Below are 21,361 nucleotides of genomic sequence, written 5' to 3'. Positions count from 1 at the left end.
CGTCACCGGTCCACGCCTCCCATCACCGGGTCGATCCCGGCCACCGCGACGATCACGTCGGCCACCTGGCCGCCCTCGCACATCGCCGCCATCGACTGCAGATTGGTGAACGACGGGTCCCGGAAGTGCACCCGGTACGGGCGCGTCCCGCCGTCGCTGACCACGTGCACGCCCAGCTCGCCCTTGGGCGACTCGACCGCCGCGTACGCCTGGCCCACCGGGACCCGGAAGCCCTCGGTGACCAGCTTGAAGTGGTGGATCAGAGCCTCCATCGAGGTGCCCATGATCTTGCGGATATGGTCGAGCGAATTGCCCATCCCGTCCGGGCCGACGGCGAGTTGGGCCGGCCAGGCGATCTTCTTGTCGGCCACCATGACCGGGCCCGGGCGCAGCCGGTCCAGGCACTGCTCGACGATCCGCAGCGACTGCTTCATCTCCTCCAGCCGGATCAGGAAGCGGCCGTAGGAGTCGGCGGTGTCCGCGGTCGCGACCTCGAAGTCGTAGTCCTGGTAGCCGCAGTACGGGTCGGTCTTGCGCAGGTCGTGCGGCAGGCCGGCGGCGCGCAGGATCGGACCGGTGGCGCCGAGGGCCAGGCAGCCGGCCAGGTCCAGGAAGCCGACGTCGACCAGGCGGGCCTTGAACACCGGGTTGCCGGTGGCGAGTTTGTCGTACTCGTGCATCCGGGAGCGGAAGGTGCGGACCGCCTCGCGGATCTGGTCGACGGCGCCGGGCGGCAGGTCCTGGGCCAGGCCGCCCGGGCGCACGTACGCGTGGTTCATGCGCAGGCCGGTGACCAGCTCGAAGACGTCCAGGATCAGTTCGCGGTCCCGGAAGCCGTAGATCATCAGGGTGGTGGAGCCGATCTCCATGCCGCCGGTGGCCAGGCAGACCAGGTGCGAGGCGATCCGGTTGAGCTCCATCATCATCACCCGGATGACGCTGGCCCGGTCCGGGACGTCGTCGGTGATGCCGAGCAGCTTCTCGACCGCCAGGCAGTAGGCGGTCTCGTTGAACAGCGGGGTCAGGTAGTCCATGCGGGTCACGAAGGTGGTGCCCTGGACCCAGCTGCGGAACTCCATGTTCTTCTCGATGCCGGTGTGGAGGTAGCCGATGCCGCAGCGGGCCTCGGTCACCGTCTCGCCGTCGATCTCCAGGATCAGCCGCAGCACGCCGTGGGTGGACGGGTGCTGGGGGCCCATGTTGACGATGATGCGTTCGTCGTCGGCCCGGCCGACCGCCTCGACCACCTCTCCCCAGTCGCCGCCGGTGACGGTGAAGACCCGGCCCTCGGTGGTGTCGCGGGCGTGCGCCTCCTCGGCCCCGCCGGGGGTGTCCGCGCCGGTTCCCCCGTGGGCGTCCACGTGGGCTTCGTGGTGGGCTTCGTGATGGGCCTCTGCGAAGTGCTGGGTGCTCATCAGCTGTACGACCTCCGCTGGTCGGGTGCCGGGATCTGGGCGCCCTTGTACTCGACGGGGATGCCGCCGAGCGGGTAGTCCTTGCGCTGCGGGTGGCCCAGCCAGTCGTCCGGCATCATGATCCGGGTCAGCGCCGGGTGGCCGTCGAAGACCAGGCCGAAGAAGTCGTAGGCCTCGCGCTCGTGCCAGTCGTTGGTCGGGTAGACGCTCACCACCGAGGGGATCCGCGGGTCGGCGTCCGGCGCGGTGACCTCCAACCGGATCAGCCGGCCGTGGGTGATCGAGCGCAGGTGGTAGACCGCGTGCAGCTCGCGACCCCGGTCGCCCGGGTAGTGCACCCCGCTCACCCCCAGGCACAGTTCGAAGCGCAGCGCCGGATCGTCGCGCAGGATCCGCACCGCCTTCAGCAGGTGGGTGCGGTCGAGGTGGAAGGTGAGCTCGCCGCGGTCGACCACGGTCTTCTCGATCACCTCGACGGGGTCCAGGCCCTGCTCCTCCAGCGCGCCCTCGAACTCGTCGGCGACCTCGTCGAACCAGCCGCCGTACGGGCGTTCGCTCGGGCCGGGCAGCACGATCGGGGCGGCCAGACCGCCGAAGCCGGAGGTGTCGCCGGTGCCGGCGGCGCCGAACATGCCCTGCCGACGGCCGACCACCTCGACCGGGATCTCGCGGACCGGCTGCTCGCGGCGGGTCTCGGGTACCTGCTCGTTCATCGCAGCTGCCCCCGCATCTCGCTGATCGGGGTGGCCTTGAGGGCCAGAGCCTCGCCCAACTCCTCGGCGCGGCGCCGGTTCACGCCCAGCGGCTCGTGCTGGATCTTGTCGTGCAGCTTCAGGATGGCGTCCATCAGCATCTCCGGGCGGGGCGGGCAACCGGGCAGGTAGATGTCCACCGGGACGATGTGGTCGACGCCCTGGACGATCGCGTAGTTGTTGAACATCCCGCCGGAGGAGGCGCAGACGCCCATCGAGATGACCCACTTGGGGTTGGCCATCTGGTCGTACACCTGGCGCAGCACCGGGGCCATCTTCTGACTCACCCGACCCGCCACGATCATCAGATCGGCCTGCCGGGGGGAGCCCCGGAAGACCTCCATGCCGAACCGGGCCAGGTCGTAGCGGCCGGCGCCGGTGGTCATCATCTCGATCGCGCAGCAGGCCAGACCGAAGGTGGCCGGGAAGAGTGACGCCTTGCGCACCCAGCCGGCGGCCGTCTCCACGGTCGTGAGCAGAAAGCCGCTCGGCAGCTTCTCCTCGATTCCCATCAGATCCCTCTCAATGCCCTCAAGTCCTCTGGTACGTCCGGCGATGCGCCCACGGAGCGTCCGGGGGAACGTCCGGCCCGTCCGAGCTTGTCCGCTCGTTCACAAGGGCGGCGGCGCCACCCCTGCCTCAGTCCCACTCCAGGCCGCCGCGGCGCCAGACGTAGGCGTACGCGACGAAGACGGTGGCGATGAACAGGAGCATCTCGACCAACCCGAAGATCCCCAGGGAGTCGAAGGTCACCGCCCAGGGGTAGAGGAAGACGATCTCGATGTCGAAGACGATGAAGAGCATCGCCGTCAGGTAGTACTTGATCGGGAACCGACCGCCGCCCACGGGCTGCGGGGTCGGCTCGATGCCGCACTCGTACGCCTCCAACTTGGCCCGGTTGTAGCGCTTGGGGCCGGTGAGTGAGGCCATCACGACGGAACCGACCGCGAACGCCGCCGCGATGGCACCGAGTACGAGGATCGGCGCGTAGGCATTCATAGCCTCCGCTCCCTCCGTCCAGTCGTCCTTGACTGCAGATCGGAACCGGCGGGTCACACTGGGGTGAACCCGCGTTCCAGTTCCCGAGATCCACCTCATGTGAGGCAGTTCACAAAGCCTGGAACGAGCGCATCCTATGCCCGGTGGCTTGTGATCTGCGACACGCAGTTCATCGTCATCTTTGTGATCTACGACACCATGTGAATGGTGGCGAATGTGAACATGCCCAGAGTTGTCAACGCAAAGGAGTCAAATGGTCACAAGCAGTCGCAATTATCTTGGAAGCGGCTGGTCAGGGGCGTGTTCCTATATCAACTGTGCTTCGTGGATAGCAAATTTCAAGGCGCCATGTTGACGTGTTATAGGGGCTCACTCGGAGGGGTGGTGGGGGGATGAACGCTTGCTTGACCCTTCGTTCACAAGCGCGCGATGTTGTCGTGGGGGTCTCCCCTCCCCCTCCCCCTCCCCCTCCCCGCCCGCCGCCCGCCGCCCGCCGCCCGCCGCCCGCCGCCCGCCGCCCGCGCCAGGGTTGCCCACCTGCCGCCCGCGCCAGGGTTGCCCACCTGCCGCCGGTGTCACCTGCGCTGGGCCGGCCGGTCCCAGCGCGGGGCCGCTGCGCGCTCGCAGCCCTGGCAGCCTGTGGCCCCCTGGGGGCCGCCCCTCCTCCGCCTCACATGCCGCCCTCGCGGCTCCGCCTCCCGTGTCGGGCAGGCCCAACTTCCCGATGCGGCCCTCGAACCTCTCGGCTCGCCTCCGCCTCCCTCCGCCCCGCCTCCTTCTCCCTCGCAGGCCCCGCCCTTGTGCGGGCCGCCTCCACTGTTCGCTCTCGCCCCTCGGGCCAACGGCCGGCTACCGGTTGCCGACTGCCTGTTCCCACACCCAGCTCGCGACGCCCACCCGGTTACGGGCGCCGAGCTTGCGCTGGATGTTGGCGAGGTGGTTCTTCACCGTTCCCGGTGAGATGAACAGCCCGGCGCCGATCTCCGCGTTGGTCGCTCCATCGGCCACGAGCTCAGCGATCTCCTTTTCTCTTTCGGTCAGTTCTTCCACCGGGCCGGCTATCAGCGGACCCGGCACCCCGGCGCCGCCCGCGGCCCCGGAGGCCCTGGCGGGGCCCGGCAGCGCCATGTGCTGCAGCAGCCGCACGGTGATCTGCGGGCTGATCAATGCGTCTCCGGCCATGGCCGCTCTGACCGCCTCGATCAGCAGGACCGGCCCCGAGCGCTTGAGCAGGAAGCCCGCCGCACCATGGCGCAAGGCCGTGTGCACGTATTCGTCCAGGTCGAAGGTGGTCACCACGATCACCTTGCAGTGGCCGGCCAGTTGCCGCGTGACCTCCAGTCCGTCGAGCTTCGGCATCCGGATGTCCGCGAGCACCACGTCCGGCCGTAGTCTCTTCGCTTCCTGTACCGCCGCGGCACCGTCCGCCGCCTCGGCCACCACCGTCATGTCCGGCTGGACGTCCAGGATCATCCTGAACGCGCTGCGGATGTCCGCCTGGTCATCGGCGACCAGGATCCGGATCGGCCTTGCACTGTTGCTCATCCGCTCTTCTCCCCTGCACCCGCACTCGTCCTCATCGGGGTATCCGGCTGCTCCGGTCCCTCCCGCCCTGCCAACGGCAGCCTCGCCGTCACACGCCAGGCCTCCTGCTCGTACGCTCCAGCCTCGAAGGTGCCGCCGAGCGCCTCGACCCGCGCTGCCAGGCCCGGCAGCCCGCTGCCGCCACCATGTCGGGGCCGGCTGTCCGACCCCGGTGCTCGGCCGTCGTTCGTCACGGTCAGCTCCAGCCACACGCCTGCGTGGCGCGCCCGGACGTCGATCCGGCGAGCTCCATGGGCATGCCGCCGGACGTTGGTAAGAGCCTCGACGACGATCCGGTGGATCGTCCCTCCCAGTTCCCTCGGAACCGGTTGGTCCGGCAGGTCCAGCCGGACTTCCGCGCCGCCGGAGGCGGTGAACCGCTCGGCCACCTCGGCGAGTTCCGAGAGCCCCGGCTGTGGGCCGCGCCCCGCCCCCTCCTCCGTGCGCAGCAGTTGGACCGTCCGGTCGAGCGATGCCAGGGCCCGCTGCCCGGCCTGCTCTATCCGTTCGAACATGGCGACCGCTCGGGCCGGGTCGACCGAGGCCAGGTAGGCGCCGGCCTGGGCCTGGGCGACCATGCCACTGACGTCGTGCGCCACGAAGTCGTGCAGGTCGTGGGCCAGTTCGAGCCGCTGGGCACGCCTGGCCTCAACCACCGCCTTGTTGCGCCCCTCGTCCAGGCCCCGCAGGTAGAGCCCGATCAGGACAGCCGGCAGGGAGAGCATCGAGCCGAAGCCGAAGATCGTGATCACGTCCCCGGGCCCTTCGACGAAGGAGAACCGGGTCAGCCAGAGAGCGATTGCTCCGCACGCCGTCCAGGCCGCCGCCGCGCACCGTGGGCCGTCCTCGCCGCGCAGGGTGATGATCACCGACAGCAGCAGGACCGCGAGTTCGACCAGGCCCAGCAGTCCGGCCCAGCGGTCCCCCTCCGCCCAGCGGCCGAGGATCCAGACCGCGACCGTGACCGCGACCGACGACGCACCGAGCACCGAGGTCACCGCCGCCGCGCCGTAGCGCCTCCGCGCCAACCAGGCCGGCGGCGCCAGGACCAGAACGACCCCGGAAAGGATCTGAGTCATCGTCATCACCTCTCTTCGACTCCTCGACTGCCGTCACACTACGGCGCCGCCGGGGCGGCACGCCTGTGCCGATCGGCATATTTCAAAGGCCGGTTGAGCAGGGGGAACAGCCCGATCGGCATCTGCCGCCGGGCCTCTCCGGCCTCCAGTCTTGAGACATCGCACCGGCCACGGGGGCCGGGGTCGAAGGGAGTCCACCACCATGTCCAAGCTCATGATCAACGCCCGCACCGCCACCCATCGGGTCGAGACCCCCGCCCCGGACGTCCCGCCCGCCCCGCGCTGGGCCCGGATCGCCGCCAAAGCCGCCGTCCTCAGCACGCTTCCCTCGGGGCTGTGGCGGATCGTCTTCGGCTTCGGCGTCCCGGTCGGCTTCAGTGGCGCGACGGCTGCGGCGTACGCCGCGCACCAACCGGGCTGGGGCACGGTCTACTGCGTGGTGCTGAGTGCCCTGACGGAGGCGCTGGCCTTCCTGACCGTGGGCCTGGTCCGGCCTTGGGGACAGGTGGTGCCGCGCTGGATCCCACTGATAGGCGGCCGGAGGGTGCGCCCGCTGTTCGCCATCGTTCCGGCTCTGTTGGGCTCGCTCTTTCTGACCAGGCTGGGGCTGCTCGGCCTGTTCGGCGGCTGGGCCAGGAACCTGGCCGACGCGGATTCACCGCACGGTTTCGGCGCCCTGGTGATGACGCTCGCCTACCTGCCCCTGGTCGCCTGGGGTCCGCTGCTCGGCGCGGTCACCATCGACTACGCCCGCCGGACGCTGTGGCGGTGGCGGTGACGAGCGCCTGGTTCACACCGGGGACGGCTCCCGGCTCGACCCCACCGAGTCAGGTGTGTTCTCGAAGTCAGCCGTGGCCGAGCGCGGCGCAGGAGCGGTCCGCCGGCCCCATTCGGTCGCGATCAGCACCAGGGCTCCGCCGATCAGGGCGAGCGGGCCCATCCGGTTCCCGGCCACCGTGATGCCGAAGACGGCGGCCCACAGCGGTTCGGTACCGAGCAGCAGGCTCACCCGGGACGGCGAGGTGGCCCGGACGGCCCACATCTGAACGAAGAAGGCGAACAGGGTGCAGAACAGGGACAGATGCAGCAGCCAGGCCCACTGGCCGACCCCGTACGAGCGGGCGACCGTCCACGGTGCGGGCCCGACGGACAGCGCGACGACGGCGAATACTCCGGTGGCCACCGCGAGTTGGACCCAGGTGACGGCGAGCGTGTCGGTCTCACGGATGGCACGGGTGCGGGCCATCGCCAGGACGTACGCCGAGCGGACGAGGGCTGCGCCCAGTACCAGCAGGTCACCGAGTGTCGGAGGGCGCAGCCCGCCGTCACCCGTGAGCAGGGCGACGCCCAGAACGGCCAGCCCGGCGGCCGCGAGGAAGGCCCGCGGCGGTGCGGTCCGGGCGAGGGCGCTCTCGCCGAGCGGAGTGAGCACCATCGCGAGGCTGATGATCAGCCCGGCATTGGTCGCGGAGGTGTGCACGGCGCCGTAGGTCTCCAGCAGGAAGATCCCGCTGAGGACGACGCCCAGCCCGGCGCCGCCGAGCCACTCGGCGCGGCTCAGCTTCCGAAGGGAGCGCCAGGCGACCAGCCCGAGCACCGGCAGGACCAGCCCGAAACGCAGGACGAGCATGGCCACGACCGTCTCCGGTTCGGCCACCCGCTGAACGGCGAGGAAGCTCGACCCCCACACCACTGCCACCAAGAGGACCGGCAGATCGCGAAGGACCGATGAGGACGAGGACAGGGAGGCACGCATGAGGAGGATCCCTCCGTACGAACGGGACCGGCGGGTGCGCGGACCGTACGGCGTCGGACGGACCCGGGAGCTGGGCGTGTGGCTCAGCGGCGGACGAGGCGAAGGGTGGAACAAGGAGGCGCCATCTTCGCGCACCGGGCCGCCGGTGATCAATGCCCCCGCAAGGTGCCGGCGGGTCAAGCGGCGAGCAGGCCGTTCGTCTCGGCGATGGCCTCGATGTCGGCTGGGGTGCCGGACATGATGACCCGGACGTGCTCGGTGACGAGCTCGGCCGGCCAGTCCCACCAGGCGGCACGGAGGAGGCGTTCGATGTCGGCGCCGTCGAAGCGGCGCCGGATCGGACGGGCGGGGTTGCCGCCGACGATCGTGTAGGGCTCGACGTCGGCGGTGACCACCGCACCGGCCGCGATGATCGCTCCGTCGCCGATCCGGATGCCGGGCAGGACGGTGGCGCCGAAGCCGAACCAGACGTCGTTGCCGACCACGGTGTCGCCTCGGCCGGGCAGGCCCGTGACGATGTCGAGGGTCTGCTCGGTCCAGCTGCCGCCGAACATCGCGAAGGGAAAGGTGGAGACGCCGATGGTCGGATGGGCGGCCCCGGCCATCAGGAAGCGGGTGCCGGTGGCGATCGCGCAGTACTTGCCGATCACCAGCCGTTCGGGGCCGTAGGCGTAGAGGACGTTGCGCTCCTCGAAGCGGGTGGCTCCGTCGGGGTCGTCGAAGTAGGTGTACTCGCCGACCTCGATCCTCGGGTCGGTGACGAGCGGGCGCAGCAGGACCACCCGGTCGTGGCCAGCGAGTGGGTGGAGGGCGGTCGGGTCGGGGACGGCATGGGTGGTCACACAGGCTCCTCTCGTAATGCGACCTGAGTCGCATTACGATGAGCATGGCACGACCGCCACCCCACAGCAAGTCTTAATGCGACTGGAGTCGACTTTGAGTGAGGCCATCAACCCCGGCCGGCAGCCCCGCACCCCGACCTCTCGCCCGGGCGGCCGCAGCGCCCGGGTCCGCGCGGACGTGGTCGCCGCCACGCTCGCCGAGGTCACGGAGAAGGGGTACGACGGCCTCACCGCCGAGGCGGTAGCGGCCCGGTCCGGCGTCCACAAGGCGACCCTCTACCGGCGATGGGGCGGAGTGGACGGCCTGGTCGCCGACGCCCTGACCGCCTCCGCCGACCAGCCCTGGCCGCTACCCGACACCGGAGACCTCCAGGGGGACCTCCGCCGGATCACCCAGGAGGTGTTCAGCGTCTTCACGGACCCGGAGCGGGGCTCCACCCCCACCGCGCTGATCTCCGCCGCCCAGCGCTCCGACACCGGCGCGGCCGCCCTGCGCGACTTCTTCGAGGCCCGCCATCGCCAGGCCGCCGAGGTGGCCGAACGGGCCGTCGCCCGCGGCGAATTGCCTGCCGGGACGGAGGGCGCCGAGGTGATCAGGGCCGCCACCGCCCCGCTCTACTACCGACTGTTCGTCACCGGTGAACCTCTGGACGCCCGCACCGCCGAACGGGCCGCCGACGCCGCCACGCTCGCCGCCCGCGCCGGACTGTTCACATCCACCCCGACCGACCCCGTCGACGCCGACACCGCCTCCGACACCACCTCCGACATCACCCTCGACACCGCCCGCGGCACCGCGCCGACCGCCCCGATCCTGTAGCCGCAGCCCCGGACCCGAACCCCCGCGCCGCCACCAGCACCCAACCCGCGCGAGGGCCACCGAACGCTCCTGCCCCAACGTACACATGACGCCCCCTCAACACTCGCACCCGAAGGAGCCCCGGCCGCCCCACCCCCTACCGAAGACCCATCCGGCCGTGGATGATTCCTCCATGACAAGCACGCCGTCCACCACCCCACGGAAGGCCCGTCACGTGAAGCGCAAGCACTGGGCACTGGTCGCCGCCGCCACCGTTCTCCCGCTCGCGGCGAGCACCGGCACGGCCATTGCGGCCCCCTCCGGCGCCGCCCCCGCCCAGACCGCGGCCTGCACCTACACACCCGCCGTCCCGGCCGACAACTTCAAGGGCATCCCGGTGTTCGACGCCGGGAAGGCCGCCCGCCCGTACCACGCGACCCTGCGGACCAATCAGGGCCCGATCACCTTCGAAGCGCTGACCGACAAGGCGCCCTGCACCACCTTCTCGTTCCGTTTCCTCGCTGAGCACGACTACTTCGACCGCAGCCACTGCCACCGGCTCACCACCCAGCGGATCTACGTTCTGCAGTGCGGTGACCCGACCGGGACGGGCAGCGGCGGACCGGGCTACTCCTTCCCGGACGAGAACCTGACCGGCGCCACCTACCCAGCCGGCACCGTTGCCATGGCCAACGCCGGTCCGAACACCAACGGCAGCCAGTTCTTCATCGTCTGGAAGGACACCAAGCTCTCCCCCGCCTACACCCCGTTCGGCCGGGTCACGGCCGGCCTGGACGTCCTGCAGAAGATCGCGGCCGCCGGCGAGGACGACCAGAACAGCCCCGGCGACGGCTACCCCAACGTCCCGGTGAACATCAGCCACGTGAAGATCAGCAAGCGCTGACCGATCCTGGCCGACAACTGAACAGCGAGCACTGAGCAGCGAACACCGGCGAAGGAGGTGCGCCGGGCCGGGCGCACCGGTCCGGCGCACCCCCGCTGCCGCTCCCGTACGGTGACAGCACCAACGACACCACAGGGGAGCAGCACCGCATGGACAGCCGGATCTGGGAGAGCGTCGACCACCTGGTCGCGTGGCTGGACGAGCACAGCACGCAGTCGCCGCAGGAGGAGCGCCTGCTGCGGCTGCTCAAGCTCTCCGAGGAGATCGGCGAGGTCGGCGCTGCGGTGATCGGCGCCACCGGCCAGAACCCGCGAAAAGGCGTCACCCACACCTGGGAGGACGTCCAGCACGAGCTGTGCGACGTCGTGTTCAGCGCCCTCGTCGCCCTGAGGACGCTGACCCCCGACGCGGCCCGGGTGTTCGACGAGCGCCTCGCCTACGTCGAGCAGCGCTCCGCCGCCTCCCGCGACACGGCGGAAGGGGAGACGGCAGGACGGGAGACCCCGGAACCGCAGAAGGCCGAACCGGAGACGGCACTGGAGACGGCACCGGAGCCGCGCTAGGTCGCCGGGGCAGCGGGCCGCCCCGGCCCCGGCCCCTGCCCCCACCCCCGCCCACCGCGTCCCGCAACCGGCAACCCGCAACCCGCAACCCGCAACCCGCAACCCGCGGGCGCAACCGCCGGAATCAGGCGTTCGGCGCGACCTTCGCCAGCCCGTTGATCACGCGGTCCATGGCGTCGCCGCCCTGCGGGTCGGTGAGGTTGGCGAGCAGCTTGAGGGTGAAGCGCATCAGCAGCGGTCGGGGCAGCCCGTGCTGGGCGGCGAGCTGCATCACCTTGGGGTTGCCGATGAGCTTCACGAAGGCGCGGCCGAGCGTGTAGTAGCCGCCGTACACGTCCTTGAGGATGCGCGGGTAGGCGTGCAGGGCGCGTTCGCGGCCGCCGTCGGTGAGGCGGGCGTGGGCCTGCACGATGACACCGGCGGCGATCTGGCCGGATTCCATCGCGTAGGCGATGCCCTCACCGTTGAACGGGTTGACCATGCCGCCCGCGTCGCCGACGAGGAGCAGACCGCGGGTGTAGTGCGGCTGCCGGTTGAAGGCCATCGGCAGGGCGGCGCCGCGGATCGGCTCGGTCATGTTCTCGGGGGTGTAGCCCCACTCCGCCGGCATGCTCGCGCACCAGGCCTTGAGCACCTCGCGCCAGTCGAGTTCACCGAACGCGGGCGAGGAGTTGAGGATGCCGAGGCCGACGTTGGAGGTGCCGTCACCCATGCCGAAGACCCAGCCGTAGCCGGGCAGCAGCTTGCGCTGGCCGCCGCGGGTGTCCCACAGCTCCAGCCAGGACTCCAGGTAGTCGTCGTCGTGGCGCGGCGAGTTGAAGTAGGTGCGGTAGGCGACGCCCATCGGGCGGTCCTCGCGGCGGTGCAGGCCCATGGCGAGGGAAAGCCGGGTGGAGTTGCCGTCGGCGGCGACGACCAGCGGGGCGCGGAAGGTGACCGGCCGCTTCTCCTCGCCGAGCTTGGCGGTGACGCCGATGATCCGGCCGGTGCGGTCGTCCAGGACCGGGCCGCTGACGTTGCAGCGCTCGTAGAGCCGGGCGCCGGCCTTCTCGGCCTGACGGGCGAGCAGTTCGTCGAAGTCGGCGCGCTTGCGGACCAGGCCGTAGTCGGGGAAGGAGGCCAGCTCGGGCCAGTCCAGCTCCAGCCGGACGCCCCCGCCGATGATGCGCAGGCCCTTGTTGTGCAGCCAGCCGTTCTCGGTGGAGACGTCGATGCCCATGTCCACCAGCTGCTTGGTGGCGCGCGGGGTGAGGCCGTCGCCGCAGACCTTCTCGCGCGGGAAGGCGGTCTTCTCCAGCAGCAGTACGTCCAGCCCGGCCTGGGCGAGGTAGTACGCGGTGGTGGAGCCGGCCGGGCCCGCGCCGACCACGATGACGTCGGCGGTGCTCTCGACCGTGCTGTCCGGCTTCGTCAGATCGGCTGCGGTCTCGGACACGTGGACACACTCCTGGAGCTGCGGCGGGGGGATGGCGGCTTTTGTCTCCGGCAGTCTAGTTCCGCTCACGCCGCCGGAAACGCCCGCGTCCCGGACGGAAACGCCCGCGTCCCGGACGGAATCGCGCTCGTCCCCGGCAGGAACACCCGCCCCCACCCCGAACGCCCGCCTCCCCGACCCGAACGCCCGCCCCGCCGCACGCGCCCCGCCCGGCTACGCCTGCTTGTACCCGCGGTGCAGCGCGACGATCCCACCGGTCAGGTTCCGCCAGGCGACCTTCGACCAGCCGCTCTCCTGCATCCGCGCGGCCAGCGCGGGCTGGTCCGGCCAGGCCCGGATGGACTCGGCGAGGTAGACGTACGCGTCGGGGTTGCTGCTCACGGCGGTGGCGACGGGCGGCAACGCGCGCATCAGGTACTCGGTGTAGACGGTCCGGAACGGCGTCCAGGTCGGCGTGGAGAACTCGCAGATCACCAGCTTGCCGCCGGGCTTGGTGACCCGGTGCATCTCGCGCAGCGCGGCGTCGGTCTCATGGACGTTGCGCAGGGCGAAGGAGATCGTCACCGAGTCGAAGGTGTCGTCCGCGAACGGCAGCCGGGTGGCGTCGCCGGCGGTGAGCGGCAGATCGGGGTGGCGGTGCTTGCCCTCGGTGAGCATGCCGACCGAGAAGTCGCACGGGACGACCTTGGCCCCGGCCTCGACGAAGGGCAGCGAGGAGGTGCCGGTGCCGGCTCCGAGGTCGAGCACGAGGTCCCCGGGTCCGGCGGCAACAGCCTCGGCCACCGCCCGGCGCCAGGCACGGGCCTGGCCGAGGGAGAGCACGTCGTTGGTGAGGTCGTACTTGGCCGCGACGTCGTCGAACATGGCGGCGACTTCGTGCGGCTGCTTGTCCAGAGAGGCTCGGGTCACGCCCCCATTGTTCACCCTGTGACGGACACCCCGACCAACGGGGCACACCAAGGGGCACTCCAAAGGGCACTCCAAGGGGCACCGGCGACCGCAGCCCGGTCTAATGCGACCCCGACCCCCGCCGCCCGCCCGCGCGCCGCCGGCGGCGCGAGCGCTTGCCCTGGGTAATCGCGGGCATCCCCTCGGCCAGCGCCCCGGTCGCCAGCGCGAGGTTGGCGGCGAGCCGGCCCTGCCCGCCGCGGACGGCGACATCCCGCCGGTGGCGCCGGATGCGCAGCATGCAGATCACGAACAGCACGACGGCGACGGGCACGCTGAACCGGGCCAGTCCGACGCCGACGGGCTGCGGGTAGGTGTCGCCGCAGATCCGGACGGCGCCCGGGTCGTCGGCTGCGTGCTCCAGGCAGACCGCGTCGCCGAGCTTGGCGCCGTCGGCGAGCGGCAGCGCGGCGGCGGTGTGCGGCTGGCCGCTCACCGTGTAGCTGACGGCGCTGTAGGTGCCCCCGCCGGTCGGCAGCTGGGTGACGACGCCCTCGACTCTCACCGGGTGGGCCGCGATCCGGTCGGCCTGGTCGGCCTGGCGCCAACCGAGCAGGCACATCCCGACGGCCAGCACAGCGCTGAGCACGGCGGCGAGGTACCAACCACGGCCCAACCGCGGGGTTCGCGGCGGGGGGACGGTCGCGGTTCGCATGGTTCCTGTCCTGGCTTGCCTCCGGGGCCTGGGACTCGGCCCCGCCGCCCGCGGGCACGGGTGGTGGTGTGGTGAGGGTACGGAGTGAGCTGTCCGGGATCGTATCCGCTGGCGGGCCCTCAGGTCACGGCGAAGAGGCAATCACCCCCCTGGGAGGGCACGGCAGTTCAGATGCATACGAAGGAAGTCCCTTGCGCGGCAAGGCAATCCGCCTACTGACGGGTACGTCACACCGGAGAGCTCACGAACGCCTCCCCCGCGGGCAACCGCCCCCGCACGCCGCCCCGCGAGCACACCTGCACGCCACCTCCACACGCCACCTCCACACGCCGCCCTGCGGGCCGTCACCGCCGCCGGTACACCAACCGCCCGCCCAGCACGGTCGCCAGGCACCCCCCGGCCACCGGCCGGACCCCGCCCTCCTCCGCCACCACCGGGAACACCGCGAAGTCCGCCCGCCCACCGACCGCGACCCGACCGTGCACGGCCCGGGCGAGCGGCAGCACCTCCAGCGGATCCAGCACCGCTACCGGGTCCAGCGCCACCACCGGATCCAGCGGGTCCCCCGCCCCCGACTCCAGCGGGTCCCCCGCCCCCGGCAGGGCCACCAGCCCGGACCGCGCCACCGCCGTCCGCACCGCGGCTCGCGCGAACGGCCCGGCCACCGCCGTCACGCCGTACCCGAGCATCCGCTGCAGGCCGCGCCGGGCGCTGGCCCCGTACCGGGTCTCGTCGGCGCAGCCGACCAGCCCGTCCACGACCGGCTCGACGCCGATCTCCTCGCGCGGGTCCGGGTGGTAGTCCCGCTCCAACAGCCGCTGCCCGCAGGGGTTGCGCAGGCCGGGCGCGAGCAGCGCCCGGCCCCAGTCGCGGACCCGGGCCGTCGGGTGCGCCGCCACCAGCTCCGCGTACGGCCCGACGGCCTCGACCAGTTCACCGCGCACCACCACCGCCCCGTCGGCGAAGGACGGGGCGGTGGGACCGGCGGGACCGGCGGGGTCGGCGGGGTCGGCGGGGTCGGCGGGGTCGGTGGGACCGGCGGGACCGGCAGGGTCGGGCAGCAGGAACTCCGCCCGGTGCAGGGTCAGCACGGCGACGTCAGAAGCGTGTCGGCCTGGTCCCGGCCGCTCAGTTGTCCAGGATCTTCAGCTCGGGGTGCGCCGTGCCGCCCTCGATCGCCGTGGAGGCGATGTGCGAGGCGACGCGGGGGTCGACCGGGTCGTTGGCCGGGTCGTCCAGCACCCGCAGGTGCTCGTACGTGGTCGAGCGCTGCGCCGGGACGCGGTCGGCGGCGCGGATGAGGTGGATCAGCTCGGTCAGGTTGGAGCGGTGCTTGGCGCCGGCCGCCGAGACGACGTTCTCCTCCAGCATCACGGAGCCGAGGTCGTCGGCGCCGTAGTGCAGCGACAGCTGGCCCGCCTCCTTGCCGGTGGTGAGCCAGGAGCCCTGGATGTGGGCGATGTTGTCGAGGAACAGGCGGGCGATCGCGATCATCCGCAGGTACTCGAAGACGGTGGCCTGGGTCGAGCCCTTGAGGTGGTTGTTCTGCGGCTGGTAGGTGTACGGGATGAAGGCGCGGAAGCCGCCGGTGCGGTCCTGCACCTCGCGGATCATCCGCAGGTGCTCGATCCGTTCGGCGTTGGTCTCGCCGGTGCCCATCAGCATAGTGGAGGTGGACTCCACGCCGAGGCCGTGCGCGGCCTCCATGATCTCCAGCCAGCGTTCGCCGGACTCCTTGAGCGGGGCGATCGCCTTGCGCGGCCGCTCGGGGAGCAGCTCGGCGCCGGCGCCGGCGAAGGAGTCCAGGCCCGCCTTGTGGATCCGGGTGATGGCCTCCTCGATGGAGACGCCCGAGATCCGGGACATGTGCTCGACCTCGGAGGCGCCCAGCGAGTGGATCACCAGCTGCGGGAAGTCGGCCTTGATCGCCGAGAACGCGCGCTCGTAGTACTCCACGCCGTAGTCCGGGTGGTGGCCGCCCTGGAACATGATCTGGGTGCCGCCCAGCTCGACCGTCTCGGCGCAGCGGCGCAGGATCTCGTCGAGCTCGCGGGACCAGCCCTTGTCGCTCTTCGGCGGCACGTAGAAGGCGCAGAACTTGCACGCCGTCACGCAGACGTTGGTGTAGTTGATGTTGCGCTCGATGATGTAGGTCGCGATGTGCTCGGTGCCCGCGTAGCGGCGGCGGCGCACCGCGTCGGCGGCGGAGCCGAGCGCGTGCAGCGGCGCGGAGCGGTAGAGCTCCAGCGCCTCCTCCGGGGTGATCCGGCCGCCGGCGGCGGCCCGGTCGAGCACGGCCTGCAGGTCGGTGCTGGACGCATCGAGGGTGGTCGCTGCGAGCTCGGTCACCTGGCGGCCTTCTCTCTCTCAAGTGCAACTCGGGTACGGCCGAACCAGCCTACGCCAGGCCTTTCGGGCGCCCGCGTCAGCCCGCTGGACTGCGCCTCAGCGGGCCGCCCCGCCCGTCTTCCGCAGCGTGCCGGCCGGGTTGCCGGCGGCCGGGTCGGCGGAGGTGAAGCGGATCGTCCCGTCGGCTTCCAGGGTGAGCGTCTCCGCGTTGGAGCCGCCGGTGCAGGCGCCGGGGATCGAGGAGCGCACCAGCCGGGACCGGAACACCAGCTTGGTGTCGGAGACCGAGGTGAGCGTCCAGGCGCCCTCGCAGCTGATCGAGATCAGTCCGGAGACGGCGTTGCGGCTGGTGGTGGCCTCCTGACCGATCGCCGCCTGGTGGATGTCGAGCGTGGTGGTGCCGCCGGGCAGCCCCTTCTCGGTGACCATGTCGCCGCTCCAGGTGCCCAGGAACGCCGCGGGCACCGCGCCCGGCCCACCCGGAGCGGACACCGACGCCGCCCCGGACGTAGTCGCGGAGGCCGGAGCGGACGCCGGAGCAGACGCCGGAGCGGGCGAGGCCCCGTCCGCCCCGCCCGGCACGAAGACCCCGGGCGAGGCGACGGCGTCGCTCGGGTCCACGGACGGAAGCGGTACGGGCGCCGCGGTCGGCGCCGACACCACCGGATCGGACGGCCCGCTCATCGCGTACCACCCGTACCCGGCTCCCCCGAGCGCCGCGACCGCCAGCACCGCCGCCACCGCGATCCCGACCCGCCGGCGGCGCTGCCGGGCGAGCCGCTGGTCGTCGCCCGTCCCGAACGGATAGCTGCACAGCGGCAACGGCCCGGCCCCCTCCCCGGCTGCCCCGGCCCCGTCCGCCGCTCCAGGTGTCCCCTCCCCCTGCGAATCCCCGGGCGGACCCCCGGGCGAATCCTCCTGCGAATCCCCCCGCGAGGCCCTCTGCAAAGCCCCCGGCGAGGCCACGCCCGCCGCCCGGAACGCCCCTGGCGGCGGATCCCCCTGCTCCCCCTCCAGGTCCAGCAGCTCCACCGCGCTGCGCCCCACTCCGGCCGCCAGCGCCGGCGGCAGCCAGTCGCCGCGCGCGAGCAGGGCGGCGCCCGCGCCGGCCGGGTCGAGGCGTGCGGCCAGTTGCTGCGGGGTGGGCCGGGCGGCCGGGTCCTTGGCCAGGCAGTCGAGGACGATCGCCCGCAGCGGCTCGGGCAGTCCGGTCACGTCCGGTTCCTCGTGCAGCACCCGGTAGAGCAGGACGGCCGCGCTGACGTCCTCGCCGAAGGGGTGGACGCCGGTGCCGGCGAAGGCCAGGACGGCGCCGAGCGAGAAGACGTCCCCGGCCGGTCCGGCCGACTGGCCGTTCGCCTGTTCGGGCGACATGAAGCCGGGCGAGCCCACGACATAACCCGAACGGGTGAGGCCGCTGGTCGCGTCCAGGGCCCGGGCGATCCCGAAGTCGATGAGCCGCGGGCCGTCCAGGGTGAGCAGCACGTTGGAGGGCTTGACGTCGCGGTGCACCAGGCCGAGCCCGTGCACGTGGGCGAGCGCCCCGGCGAGCCCGACGCCGAGGGCGCGGACGGCGGACTCCGGCAGCGGACCGTGGGTCCGGACGGCGGCGGCGAGTGCGGGGCCGGCGACGTAGCCGGTGGCGACCCAGGGCTGTTCGCCCTCGGTGTCGGCGTCCAGGACGGGGGCGGTCCAGGCCCCGCCGACCCGGCGGGCGGCGGCCACCTCCTGGCGGAACCGGGCCCGGAACTCGGCGTCGTCCGCGAGTTCGGTCCGGACCACCTTGACGGCGACGGTGCGCCCGCCGGCCGTCCGGCCGAGGTAGACCCGGCCCATTCCGCCCGAGCCGAGCCGCCGCAGCAGCCGGTAGGCGCCCACCTGGCGCGGATCGTCCGACCCCAGTGCCCGCATGCCCCGCACGCTCCCCTCGCCCGCCCCGCGCCTGCCCCCGCGCCTGCCCCGCACCTGCGCGGCACCCGGCGGGCACGCCTCGGGAGCAGACCGTACCGGGCCGGACCGACCCCCCGCCCTCCCCGGCCCGACATCCGGCCCCGGCCCCGGCCCGGCCCCCGATCCAACCCCTGCCCGACATCCGGCCCGACGGTCAGCCCAGCAGTAGGAGCGGCCCCGGACCGACCCCGGACCAACCAGCCCTTGAACCGCCCCCTGCCCTACGAGCCCTACGACCCGACCGGCAGCGCCGCCGGCTCCAGCAGCCGCACCGCCACGTCCGGCGCGAAGCCGCTGTCGTGCGCGACCCGCCGGGCGAACTCGGCGACCCCGGCGAGCTGCCGCCCGCCGAGCGAGAAGTCGAGCGCCTCGCTGAAGTACCGCTCCAGCACGTCCGCCCCGAAGGCCTCCCAACGGGCGGCCTGTTCGGCGACCTTGGCGGCCTCGACCAGCGAGAGGTCGCGGGACTCCAGGAAGGCCCGGTGGACGGCCGCGGTGAGTTCGGGGCGGCGCTCGGCGAACTCGCGGCGCACGGCCCAGACCGCGAAGACGAACGGCAGGCCGGTCCACTCCTTCCACATCTCGCCGAGGTCGTGGACGGTCAGCCCGAGGTCGGCGGCCTGGCCCAGGTAGGCGCGCAGGGCCGGGTCGCCGATGAGGACGGCCGCGTCGGCCTCGGCGAGCATCGCGCTGAGGTCCGGGGGGCAGCTGAAGTAGTCCGGGCGGACGCCTTCGCGCTCCTCCAGGAGCAGCCGGGCGAGCCGGACGGAGGTGCGGCTGGTGGAGCCGAGGGCGACCCGGCGGCCGTCGAGTTCGGCGAGCGGGACCTTGCTCACGATCAGGCAGGACATCACCGGGCCGTCGCTGCCGACCGCGATGTCGGGCAGGACCAGCAGGTCGTCGGCGTTGCGCAGGTACTCCACGCAGGTGATCGGACCGATGTCGAGGGAGCCGGCGACGAGCTGGTCGCTCAGCTTCTCCGGGGTGTCCTTGGTGAGGTCGAGGTCGAGCAGGTTGCCGGTCCTGGCGAGGCCCCAGTAGAGGGGGACGCAGTTCAGGAACTGAATATGGCCGACCCTGGGCCTGACCGGGGTGTTCTGCTGGGGTTCGGGCTCCCGCGTTTGTCCGTCCGGTGCTGCCACTGCGCCGCTCCCTTGCTGTTCGTGCGCTTCCCCACAGCGCTGTCCGTGCGCTTCACCGCAGCGTATGCCTGCTGTTCGCGACGGCTCGCACCGGCCGCCCGACACGCGCGCGGGCGCTTCCCGGCGAACCCGCGCACATCCTCAACGCGCCTGCCCGCGCCCGCTCCCAGCCCACTCGGGGGGCCTCCGACACGCGCTGTCCGGAGGGCAAGTGACCCCTGGTCGTCACAGCTGCCGCATGCTAGCGTTGCCCTCAGTTGCAGTTTGATTCCCCTTGCAGTACTTGAAGCCTGCGGAGCATGTAACCGCAGGCTTTTTGTAGTTTTTCAGCAATATCGAAAAACTTCGGACTCGTCCGGAGGCAGGGCGATCAGCGCAGCGGACCGGGGACCACACGGTGTGGCCCCCGACACGCATCGCAAGGAGAACGGCATGGCTCAGGGAACCGTCAAGTGGTTCAACGCTGAGAAGGGCTTCGGCTTCATCGCCCAGGAGGGCGGCGGCCCCGACGTCTTCGTCCACTACTCCGCCATCAACGCGAACGGCTTCCGTTCGCTGGAGGAGAACCAGGCGGTCACCTTCGACGTCACCCAGGGTCCGAAGGGCCCGCAGGCGGAGAACGTCACCGTCAGCGCTGTCTGACCTTCCTCTGATGTTCTGATCGCTCGGGACCCCTTCGGGTCCGCCGACGGCTCCCGACAGCCGTCACCATGAGCACAAGAGCAACACCCAAGGGGGCCTGCCCATCGCGGCGGGCCCCCTGCCTTTTCCCCGGCGCCCCTGCGAAGCACCGAAGGGCCCTCCCCGTGCACCGGGAGAGGACCCTTCAGGGTCGTACAGGTCGTACAGGTCGTACGGGCCGATCAGGCGACGGCCGGGACCGCGGCCTTCGGCGCGTCCTCCTCGTACAGGTCCCCGGAGGGGTTGTTGTACGCGGCCACGTCCAGGATCCGCTCCCGCGCGGCGACCACGACCGGCACGACCACCTGACCGGCCACGTTGGTGGCGGTGCGCATCATGTCCAGGATCGGGTCGATGGCCAGCAGCAGGCCGACGCCCTCCAGCGGCAGGCCGAGGGTGGAGAGGGTCAGCGTCAGCATGACGATCGCACCGGTGAGGCCCGCGGTGGCGGCCGAGCCGACGACCGAGACGAAGGCGATCAGGATGTAGTCCCTGATGCCCAGTTCGATGTTGTAGACCTGGGCGACGAAGATCGCGGCGACGGCCGGGTAGATCGAGGCGCAGCCGTCCATCTTGGTGGTGGCGCCGAACGGCACCGAGAACGAGGCGTACTCGCTCGGGACGCCGAGGCGCTCGGTGACACGGCGGGTGACCGGCAGGGTGCCGACCGAGGAGCGCGAGACGAAGGCCAGCTGGATGGCCGGCCAGGCGCCCTTGAAGAAGTGCAGCGGGTTGAGGCCCGCGGCGAAGCGCAGCACCAGCGAGTAGACGACGAACAGCACCAGCGCGCAGCCGACGTAGATGTCGAGGGTCAGCGTGGCGAAGGGCTTGAGCAGGTCCCAGCCGTACTTGGCGACGGACTTGCCGATCAGGCCGAGGGTGCCGAGCGGGGAGAGCCGGATGACCCACCACAGGGCGGTCTGGGTCAGCTCCAGCACGGTCTCGCTGAGCTTGAGGACCGGCTCGGCCTTGGTGCCGAGCTTGATGATCGCGGCGCCGACCACGACCGCCATGAAGACGATCTGCAGCACGTTCACCTTGACGAAGGCGTCGACGATGTTGGTCGGGAAGATCCCGGTCAGGAAGTCGATCCAGGTGCCCTTGGAGTCGAGTGCCTTGAGGCCCTCGGTCTTGAGGTTGGTGCCCCGGCCGGGGTTGGTCAGCAGGCCCAGGCCCAGGCCGATGCCGACCGCGATCAGCGAGGTGATCATGAACCAGAGCAGCGTGCGGGTGGCCAGCCGGGCCGCGTTGGTGACGTTGCGCAGGTTGGCGACGCTCACCACGATCGCGGTGAAGACCAGCGGCGGCACGGCCAGCTTGAGCAGCTGGACGAAGATCTTGCCGATCGTCTCCAGGGTGGTGGCCAGCCAGGAGACGTCGGCGGCACGGGCCAGGTAGCCGAGGCCGATGCCGAGCACGAGGCCGGCGACGATCTGCACCCAGAACGGTGTCTTGCGGATGCGGGCGAGCACGGACGGCGACGAGGTCACCTCGGGCGCTGTGGACAT

At 71.7% G+C, this 21,361-nt stretch carries 21 protein-coding genes; 5 read left to right on the top strand and 16 right to left on the bottom strand.

The genetic code is table 11. From position 1 onward, the window contains the following. Positions 1-2 precede the first annotated feature (2 nt). From ABTY61_RS13120 to ABTY61_RS13095, 6 genes are all read right to left on the bottom strand, one after another. Positions 3-1,415 (bottom strand): NADH-quinone oxidoreductase subunit D, encoded by a 1,413-nt coding sequence (locus tag ABTY61_RS13120; protein ID WP_350505042.1) that lies wholly within the window; start codon positions 1,413-1,415, stop codon positions 3-5. After that, positions 1,415-2,128: an NADH-quinone oxidoreductase subunit C gene (locus tag ABTY61_RS13115; RefSeq protein WP_350505041.1), complete on the bottom strand. Its 714-nt coding sequence runs from the start codon at positions 2,126-2,128 to the stop codon at positions 1,415-1,417. Before ABTY61_RS13115 ends, ABTY61_RS13120 begins: the two co-directional genes overlap by 1 nt. Beyond that, positions 2,125-2,679: a NuoB/complex I 20 kDa subunit family protein gene (locus ABTY61_RS13110; protein WP_031079294.1), complete on the bottom strand. Its 555-nt coding sequence runs from the start codon at positions 2,677-2,679 to the stop codon at positions 2,125-2,127. The genes ABTY61_RS13115 and ABTY61_RS13110 overlap by 4 nt, the downstream gene beginning before the upstream one ends. Positions 2,680-2,806: 127 nt before the next feature. Continuing rightward, a complete protein-coding gene (locus ABTY61_RS13105) occupies positions 2,807-3,166 on the bottom strand; it encodes an NADH-quinone oxidoreductase subunit A (RefSeq protein WP_188306789.1) in 360 nt (119 codons plus the stop codon). A gap of 849 nt (positions 3,167-4,015) precedes the next feature. Beyond that, positions 4,016-4,711 (bottom strand): response regulator, encoded by a 696-nt coding sequence (locus tag ABTY61_RS13100; protein WP_350505040.1) that lies wholly within the window; start codon positions 4,709-4,711, stop codon positions 4,016-4,018. Further along, the gene (locus ABTY61_RS13095; protein WP_350505039.1) at positions 4,708-5,829 is read right to left on the bottom strand and encodes a sensor histidine kinase; all 1,122 of its coding nucleotides are present in this window, start codon (positions 5,827-5,829) and stop codon (positions 4,708-4,710) included. The genes ABTY61_RS13100 and ABTY61_RS13095 overlap by 4 nt, the downstream gene beginning before the upstream one ends. A gap of 202 nt (positions 5,830-6,031) precedes the next feature. Between ABTY61_RS13095 and ABTY61_RS13090 the strand changes: the two genes are divergently transcribed. Further along, complete coding sequence (locus tag ABTY61_RS13090; protein ID WP_350505038.1) at positions 6,032-6,607, top strand: hypothetical protein; 576 nt, start codon at positions 6,032-6,034, stop codon at positions 6,605-6,607. A 12-nt stretch (positions 6,608-6,619) separates the two neighbouring features. On the opposite strand, the gene ABTY61_RS13085 is transcribed toward ABTY61_RS13090, so the two are convergent. Together ABTY61_RS13085 and ABTY61_RS13080 are read right to left on the bottom strand one after the other, a co-directional pair. Continuing rightward, positions 6,620-7,585 carry a DMT family transporter gene (locus ABTY61_RS13085; RefSeq protein WP_350505037.1) on the bottom strand — a complete coding sequence of 322 codons (966 nt, stop codon included), beginning with the start codon at positions 7,583-7,585 and terminating at the stop codon, positions 6,620-6,622. A gap of 176 nt (positions 7,586-7,761) precedes the next feature. Beyond that, complete coding sequence (locus tag ABTY61_RS13080) at positions 7,762-8,427, bottom strand: CatB-related O-acetyltransferase (RefSeq protein WP_350505036.1); 666 nt, start codon at positions 8,425-8,427, stop codon at positions 7,762-7,764. A gap of 94 nt (positions 8,428-8,521) precedes the next feature. On the opposite strand from ABTY61_RS13080, the gene ABTY61_RS13075 reads away from it, so the two are divergent. The 3 genes from ABTY61_RS13075 to ABTY61_RS13065 all read left to right on the top strand — a co-directional run bounded on the left by ABTY61_RS13075 (position 8,522) and on the right by ABTY61_RS13065 (position 10,693). Next, a complete protein-coding gene (locus ABTY61_RS13075; protein WP_350505035.1) occupies positions 8,522-9,247 on the top strand; it encodes a TetR/AcrR family transcriptional regulator in 726 nt (241 codons plus the stop codon). Positions 9,248-9,419: 172 nt separating this feature from the next. Then, positions 9,420-10,130, top strand: coding sequence for a peptidylprolyl isomerase (locus ABTY61_RS13070; protein WP_350505034.1), 711 nt, complete (start codon positions 9,420-9,422; stop codon positions 10,128-10,130). A 149-nt stretch (positions 10,131-10,279) separates the two neighbouring features. After that, positions 10,280-10,693 (top strand): MazG-like family protein, encoded by a 414-nt coding sequence (locus tag ABTY61_RS13065; RefSeq protein WP_350505033.1) that lies wholly within the window; start codon positions 10,280-10,282, stop codon positions 10,691-10,693. 124 nt (positions 10,694-10,817) lie between these two features. Here the strand turns inward: ABTY61_RS13065 and ABTY61_RS13060 are convergent, their stop codons facing one another. From ABTY61_RS13060 to ABTY61_RS13030, 7 genes are all read right to left on the bottom strand, one after another. After that, entirely contained in the window at positions 10,818-12,107 is a 1,290-nt protein-coding gene (locus ABTY61_RS13060) for a geranylgeranyl reductase family protein (protein ID WP_350505137.1), read from the bottom strand. Positions 12,108-12,341: 234 nt separating this feature from the next. After that, positions 12,342-13,037 (bottom strand): demethylmenaquinone methyltransferase, encoded by a 696-nt coding sequence (locus ABTY61_RS13055; RefSeq protein ID WP_350505032.1) that lies wholly within the window; start codon positions 13,035-13,037, stop codon positions 12,342-12,344. 100 nt (positions 13,038-13,137) lie between these two features. Then, positions 13,138-13,731, bottom strand: a complete 594-nt coding sequence (locus tag ABTY61_RS13050; RefSeq protein WP_350505031.1) for a hypothetical protein — start codon at positions 13,729-13,731, stop codon at positions 13,138-13,140. Positions 13,732-14,075: 344 nt separating this feature from the next. After that, the gene (locus ABTY61_RS13045; RefSeq protein WP_502895293.1) at positions 14,076-14,822 is read right to left on the bottom strand and encodes an imidazolonepropionase-like domain-containing protein; all 747 of its coding nucleotides are present in this window, start codon (positions 14,820-14,822) and stop codon (positions 14,076-14,078) included. A 37-nt stretch (positions 14,823-14,859) separates the two neighbouring features. After that, positions 14,860-16,080 carry a cyclic dehypoxanthinyl futalosine synthase gene (mqnC, locus tag ABTY61_RS13040; protein ID WP_350505030.1) on the bottom strand — a complete coding sequence of 407 codons (1,221 nt, stop codon included), beginning with the start codon at positions 16,078-16,080 and terminating at the stop codon, positions 14,860-14,862. 96 nt (positions 16,081-16,176) lie between these two features. Further along, positions 16,177-17,991, bottom strand: a complete 1,815-nt coding sequence (locus ABTY61_RS13035) for a serine/threonine-protein kinase (RefSeq protein WP_350505029.1) — start codon at positions 17,989-17,991, stop codon at positions 16,177-16,179. Between the two features lie 269 nt (positions 17,992-18,260). Continuing rightward, a complete protein-coding gene (locus ABTY61_RS13030) occupies positions 18,261-19,172 on the bottom strand; it encodes a menaquinone biosynthetic enzyme MqnA/MqnD family protein (protein WP_350505028.1) in 912 nt (303 codons plus the stop codon). Positions 19,173-19,604: 432 nt separating this feature from the next. Between ABTY61_RS13030 and ABTY61_RS13025 the strand changes: the two genes are divergently transcribed. After that, positions 19,605-19,814, top strand: a complete 210-nt coding sequence (locus tag ABTY61_RS13025; protein WP_350505027.1) for a cold-shock protein — start codon at positions 19,605-19,607, stop codon at positions 19,812-19,814. A gap of 221 nt (positions 19,815-20,035) precedes the next feature. On the opposite strand, the gene ABTY61_RS13020 is transcribed toward ABTY61_RS13025, so the two are convergent. Beyond that, positions 20,036-21,361, bottom strand: a complete 1,326-nt coding sequence (locus tag ABTY61_RS13020; protein ID WP_350505026.1) for a dicarboxylate/amino acid:cation symporter — start codon at positions 21,359-21,361, stop codon at positions 20,036-20,038.

It is taken from the genome of Kitasatospora sp. NPDC096128 (assembly GCF_040303105.1).
GTDB lineage: Bacteria > Actinomycetota > Actinomycetes > Streptomycetales > Streptomycetaceae > Kitasatospora.
Note: the sequence above shows the minus strand (reverse complement) of the source record. Positions and strands in the feature narration are given on the sequence as shown.

What these genes read in the sequence shown, in the direction of transcription:
- ABTY61_RS13035 (WP_350505029.1), bottom strand. Translation starts at nt 17,991, where the DNA reads ATGCGGGCACTGGGGTCGGACGATCCGCGCCAGGTGGGCGCCTACCGG.
- ABTY61_RS13085 (WP_350505037.1), bottom strand. Translation starts at nt 7,585, where the DNA reads ATGCGTGCCTCCCTGTCCTCGTCCTCATCGGTCCTTCGCGATCTGCCG.
- ABTY61_RS13115 (WP_350505041.1), bottom strand. Translation starts at nt 2,128, where the DNA reads ATGAACGAGCAGGTACCCGAGACCCGCCGCGAGCAGCCGGTCCGCGAG.
- ABTY61_RS13025 (WP_350505027.1), top strand. Translation starts at nt 19,605, where the DNA reads ATGGCTCAGGGAACCGTCAAGTGGTTCAACGCTGAGAAGGGCTTCGGC.
- ABTY61_RS13120 (WP_350505042.1), bottom strand. Translation starts at nt 1,415, where the DNA reads ATGAGCACCCAGCACTTCGCAGAGGCCCATCACGAAGCCCACCACGAA.
- ABTY61_RS13095 (WP_350505039.1), bottom strand. Translation starts at nt 5,829, where the DNA reads ATGACTCAGATCCTTTCCGGGGTCGTTCTGGTCCTGGCGCCGCCGGCC.
- ABTY61_RS13070 (WP_350505034.1), top strand. Translation starts at nt 9,420, where the DNA reads ATGACAAGCACGCCGTCCACCACCCCACGGAAGGCCCGTCACGTGAAG.
- ABTY61_RS13090 (WP_350505038.1), top strand. Translation starts at nt 6,032, where the DNA reads ATGTCCAAGCTCATGATCAACGCCCGCACCGCCACCCATCGGGTCGAG.
- ABTY61_RS13100 (WP_350505040.1), bottom strand. Translation starts at nt 4,711, where the DNA reads ATGAGCAACAGTGCAAGGCCGATCCGGATCCTGGTCGCCGATGACCAG.
- ABTY61_RS13110 (WP_031079294.1), bottom strand. Translation starts at nt 2,679, where the DNA reads ATGGGAATCGAGGAGAAGCTGCCGAGCGGCTTTCTGCTCACGACCGTG.
- ABTY61_RS13065 (WP_350505033.1), top strand. Translation starts at nt 10,280, where the DNA reads ATGGACAGCCGGATCTGGGAGAGCGTCGACCACCTGGTCGCGTGGCTG.
- ABTY61_RS13050 (WP_350505031.1), bottom strand. Translation starts at nt 13,731, where the DNA reads ATGCGAACCGCGACCGTCCCCCCGCCGCGAACCCCGCGGTTGGGCCGT.
- ABTY61_RS13105 (WP_188306789.1), bottom strand. Translation starts at nt 3,166, where the DNA reads ATGAATGCCTACGCGCCGATCCTCGTACTCGGTGCCATCGCGGCGGCG.
- ABTY61_RS13020 (WP_350505026.1), bottom strand. Translation starts at nt 21,361, where the DNA reads ATGTCCACAGCGCCCGAGGTGACCTCGTCGCCGTCCGTGCTCGCCCGC.